Origin of the sequence: Trebonia sp. (assembly GCF_049794275.1) — a bacterium.
In the GTDB taxonomy this organism is placed as follows: Bacteria; Actinomycetota; Actinomycetes; order Streptosporangiales; family Streptosporangiaceae; genus Trebonia.
Map to the genome: position 1 here is coordinate 1 of NZ_JBARCR010000576.1, position 1,987 is coordinate 1,987.

At 72.0% G+C, this 1,987-nt stretch carries 2 protein-coding genes; one reads left to right on the forward strand and one right to left on the reverse strand.

The window, feature by feature from the left end:
- The first annotated feature begins 281 nt into the window (after positions 1-281).
- Positions 282-1,541: a sensor histidine kinase gene (locus tag WA805_RS15665; protein WP_425242690.1), complete on the forward strand. Its 1,260-nt coding sequence runs from the start codon at positions 282-284 to the stop codon at positions 1,539-1,541.
- Here WA805_RS15665 and WA805_RS15670 read toward each other — a convergent pair.
- A partial coding sequence (locus WA805_RS15670; RefSeq protein ID WP_425242691.1) for an anti-sigma factor occupies positions 1,462-1,987 on the reverse strand: 526 nt, incomplete at its 5' end. The two genes, WA805_RS15665 and WA805_RS15670, sit on opposite strands and share 80 nt — an antisense overlap.

The following is a 1,987-nucleotide window of genomic DNA, read 5'->3' on the forward strand; positions in this document are numbered from 1 at the left end:
CGGCACCGCCGTGCTGGCGCCAGGGCCGGGAGGCGCGCTCGACGCGCTGGCCGTGTCCGGCGGCAGCGCGCTCACCGTCTTCCGGCTGACCCCGGCCGGCGCGTGGCAGCAGACCCAGGTGATCAGCGTGCCGGTCCAGCTCGGCTCGTCGAGCTGACCGGACAGGGAAAGAAGCGATGGTCGTAACCTGAAGTTGCTGGTGCCGGACCCGGCCGGCTCATACCGTGGAGTAGCTGATTATTCGCGCAAGCCTGGCGCGGGACAGGAGCTGGAGGGTCGGGATGCGGGAATGGGGGCAGGGCCTGGCGGCGAGGCTGCGCGGCGCGCTGCGGTGGGCGCGGTCGTCGCGGTGGGACCTCATCTGGGTGGCGTTCGTCGTGGCGAACCTGACGGTGATGAAGCTCGTCCCGCAGTGGGGGACGGTGCCGTTCCTGGCCATCTGGGTGAGCCTGACGGTGATCTACGGCTTCCGGCTGTGGCGGCTGCAGCCCGCCATCCTGACGCTGACCGTGGTGACGCTCGCGACCGGGGCGATCATCGGGGTCGAGGTCATCAACGGTCAGCAGGACGCGGACTACCTGGCCGAGGTCCCGCTGATCGCGCTGATGTTCCTGGTCATGGTCTGGCACGGCAGGCGGCGGGTGTCGGCGGTCGAGGGGCGGCTCGCGGCGATGGAAGAGGTGCAGCGGGTTTCCCAGGAGAACCTGCGGCTGCTGGAACAGCAGCGGCTGTTCCTGCTGGACGCCGCCCACGAGCTGGGGACGCCGATCACGGTGGCGCTGGGCCACGCTGAGCTGATCGAGCAGGCCGTCACCGACCAGCTGGTCGCCGAAGACGCCCGGGTGATCGTGGGCGAGCTCGGCCGGATGCGGCGGCTGGCGGCCCGGCTGCTGCTGCTGACGTCGGCGGGCACCCCTGGCTTCCTCCACCTGGCGCCGGTGGCGGTCGACACGGTGGTGATGGAAGCGCTCAGCAGGTGGGGCTACACGCCGCGCCGCTGGCGGCTGGGGGAAGTGGCCGAGGCGACCATCCTCGGCGATCACGACCGGCTCGCGGTGGCGATGGACGCCCTGGTGGAGAACGCCGTCGCGCACACGGAGGCCGACGACCTCATTGAGCTCAGCGCGTGGGTCGAGGGCGGCCAGGCGGTGCTCGCCGTGACCGACTCCGGCTGCGGCATCCCCGAAGAGGACCTGGCCAGGATCTTCAGCCGGTTCTCGCGCGCGACCCCCTACCGCAGCCGCGAGAGCGGCGGTTTCGGGCTGGGCCTGCCGGTCGTGGCGGCGATCGCCGAGGCGCACCACGGCTCGGTCCGGGTCACCAGCGGCGTCGGCCGCGGCTCGACGTTCGAGTTGGTGGTGCCCACGACCGGGGAGACTGCGAACGGCTCGGAGCCATCAACGGTCCGTTCGGGAAAAAGCTCTTTATCCAGAACGTACGGTTGCGACTCCCGAGCCTCCGCTACTCGACGACGGGCACCGGCATCACTACGACGGGCGTCGTGGTGGGCTGGGCAGTGCCGCCCGCCGGCTCGACAGTGACGCCAAGACGGTCGCCCGGCTCCACCTCCACGGCCAGTACGAGCGAGGTCGAGCCCGCGTGGCTGGCGGGAAGCTGGCCGGCCGACCGGGCACCGGCGGGACTCATTACCCAGAGCTGGTAGATCCGGCTGCCCGCCGGGGTGGGCAGCCCGACGGCAGTGACGACCGCCTCGTGCTGCCGGACGGACAGCACCGCGGTGACGCTGCCGCCCACGGTGGCGGGCATCGTCTCGATGCGCGCGTCGGGTGCGGCGAGCACCGCGGCGATCGCGTGGTTGGCCGACTGGGACTGCCGCAGCTCTTGCCGGGTGGTGACCTGCGTGACCAGCAGGAAAACCAGGGCGGCCGCGAGGGCGAGGATTGCCGCGATGCCCGCCTGGGACGGCCTGATAAGCCGCGAGCGGGCCGCCCGGTCGCCGCGCTGGCCGCCCAGGGCAAGCGGGACG